The 2,721-nt window shown below is 61.0% G+C and carries 3 protein-coding genes; all 3 read right to left on the bottom strand.

The features are described 5' to 3' along the window. Positions 1-459: 459 nt before the first annotated feature. The gene (hpt, locus tag ABLA28_RS11310; protein ID WP_314718948.1) at positions 460-1,008 is read right to left on the bottom strand and encodes a hypoxanthine phosphoribosyltransferase; all 549 of its coding nucleotides are present in this window, start codon (positions 1,006-1,008) and stop codon (positions 460-462) included. A gap of 40 nt (positions 1,009-1,048) precedes the next feature. Then, the gene (gene tilS / locus ABLA28_RS11305; RefSeq protein WP_347713750.1) at positions 1,049-2,128 is read right to left on the bottom strand and encodes a tRNA lysidine(34) synthetase TilS; all 1,080 of its coding nucleotides are present in this window, start codon (positions 2,126-2,128) and stop codon (positions 1,049-1,051) included. A 17-nt stretch (positions 2,129-2,145) separates the two neighbouring features. Then, a partial coding sequence (locus ABLA28_RS11300; RefSeq protein ID WP_347713749.1) for a lytic transglycosylase domain-containing protein occupies positions 2,146-2,721 on the bottom strand: 576 nt, incomplete at its 5' end.

Here is a 2,721-nt window from a genome sequence, read left to right as displayed (position 1 = left end):
ACCTCGCTGTACGGCTTCTGAGCCTGCTCCGGCGTGAGGAACATGTTGACCACACTGACCACCAGAAGAATGAGGATCAGATAAAGGCCCAGGTTCTTGACTATCCGCCCCAAGACATCGCCACCTCTCCGAATATACCCCGCCCCGGGGGCGGAGAATGAGATAAAAGAATGCAATAAACCCTTTTGGCGCAGGATAAAAGTTCCGTTCGCCCCTCAAGAGAAATAGACGACGGATATACGCCAACTTTATAATTCTAACACCAGGCCGGGGACAAATAAAACGAGAAACCCCGCAAGGAATCAAGGAAGCGCCGATTAAAACAAAAACGCATATTTTGCCGGGATTAAATATGCAAAACATCTATAGGCAAAAATCTCCAGCGCTTCCTTAAAAATTTAACAGGGGGGCATGGATTAAATCAGCGCTTTCTTAAGGATCTTGTGCCATGGAAAAGTCTCAGGAACCGACGGCACTGACCGAGTGGATATCCGGGAGGTGGCGCCACCGTCCCGCGTAATCCAGCCCATACCCCACGACGAAGGCATCGGGCATGGAGAAGCCGCAGTAGTCCACATGAACCGCCACCTCGCGCCGTGCGCTTTTGTCCAGCAACACGCAGGTCTTGAGGCTTGCGGGTTTACGGGCGTGGAGGAGCTCCAGCAGGTAGGAGAGGGTGTATCCCGTGTCGATGATGTCCTCGACGATAAGGACGTGCCTGTCCTCGATACTGCTCCCGATGTCCCGCAGGATGCGCACGACGCCGCTGCTCTTCGTCGCGTTTTCATAGGATGAGACGGACATGAAATCGACGCGGACGTCCAGATCCTCGGGCATCCTCCGCACGAGATCGGTCAGGAAAAATACGGCTCCGTTGAGGATCCCCACCACCAGAAGCTCCCTGCCCCGCATGTCCGCCGCAATCCGGCCGGCCAAATCGGAGATGCGCTCCGCGATCTCCCCGCGCGAAAACAAAACCTTGTCGATCCTGTATTCCTGCTCCACCACAACCCCAACCTCCTCGAAACCATGAAAAAGGGCGAAAGGCTCAAAAAGGGACCGCCCCATCAGGCTGCCGCTCCCAAGAGACAAGGGAGGAACCGCCTCTGACCGTCACGCCCCCTCCCCAAAAGAACCGGAAGCCCTTCCTGCCACCCAGCAGACGGGCAAGCTCCAGACAGCGCGCCCGGGACAGGACGGGCAACTTCAAACGGCGCGCCAGCTCACGAATCAGAAGGGCCCGATCCCGGAGGGACAATCCGGCGAGGGCCTCACGCCCCATCTCGACCGGCAGAGCAAAACGCCCTACCCCCAAGGACTCGGCCAGTTCGGCGCCGCGCCGCTCCTCCTCCTCCCGATACCCGCGCATCTCCTCGGCAAACGCCGCCAGATGCTCGACGGCCCCTGCGTTCACCCGCTCCACCGCCAGGGGCAGAAGCGACCGCCGAAGGAAGTTGCGCGTGTGCCTCAGGTCCTCGTTCGAGCTGTCCTCGCGCCAGGGGATCCCGCGGCAACGCAGGATATCCCTCAAAAATCCCCTCCTCAGGGAAAGGAGCGGCCGAAAAAAAAGGCCCCGCCTCTCGGGCATCCCCACACACCCACGGACCCCCGTACCACGGATGAGGTTGAAGAGCACCGTCTCCGCCACATCGTCCCGATTGTGCCCCAGGGCGATTCCCACGGCGCCGCAGTCCTCCGCTGCACGGGTCAGGCCCTCATACCGCATTCTCCTGGCGGCGGCCTCGAGCGACTCCCCCCGCACCCTTCCTCGGGGCACATCGATACGGACCTCGCGAAAGCCGACATCCCAAGCCGCAGCCATCCGCCGCACGAAAGACGCATCCGCATCGGACTCCGCGCCTCGAATGCCGTGATTCACATGTACGGCCAGGACGGGCCCCCCGTAAAGCGCTCGGAAAAGCCACAGGAGCGCCAGGGAATCCCCACCCCCCGAGACGGCTGCCAGGATGGTCCCCCTGACGGGGAGCCATCCCTGACGCCCTCCCGTCTCGAAAAAAAAACGCGCCAGAGCATGCAGCGAAAGGGTGTACGGAATATCCCGGCTGCGTTCCCGAAGCCTCTCCCCAGGGGCCAAACGATCCAAAGCCGCCCGATAGAAGGACTCCATCGGCCGTTCGTTTCCTTTCAGTTCACGACCTCCGTGCCGTCCTCGAGGGGAAGCTCCTCCTCCGCATCTTCCGGGGACGGCGACGCCGATTTTCCTTCCTTAGCGGCCTCCGCCCCACCGTAGAGCATACGATAAACGGCCAGATTGCCCGAGACCTTCTGGACGTAATCGCAGGTCTCGTTGAAACGGACCTCCTCGATCCACCGGTCGGGCTCCAGGGCATCCCGGCCATCCCCGAGCCATTTGCGGGCGTTGCCCGACCCCGCGTTGTAGGCGGCCATGATCCAGTCCTCCCGCGCGAAGGACCTGCCGAGCCAAGACAGGTGAGAGGTCCCCATAGAGATATTGTCCTTTATATTGTAGATGTTGTATTTCTTCAGCCCCATCCGCTTGGCCTCGCCTTTGGCCGTGCCCGGCATGAGCTGCATGAGGCCGGACGCGCCGACATGGCTCGTGGCCCTGGGCTTGAAAGCACTCTCCTGCCGCATGACGGCCCAGACGAAGTGATCCTCGACTCCATAGGTTTTGCAGGCGTCCTCCACCTGAGCCCGGAAGGGCCGGGGATAGAGCGCCTCGAGATCGGACCGGTAAAG

It is taken from the genome of uncultured Fretibacterium sp. (assembly GCF_963544685.1).
Lineage (GTDB): Bacteria > Synergistota > Synergistia > Synergistales > Aminobacteriaceae > CAJPSE01.
This window is presented reverse-complemented; position numbering and strand designations above follow the sequence as displayed.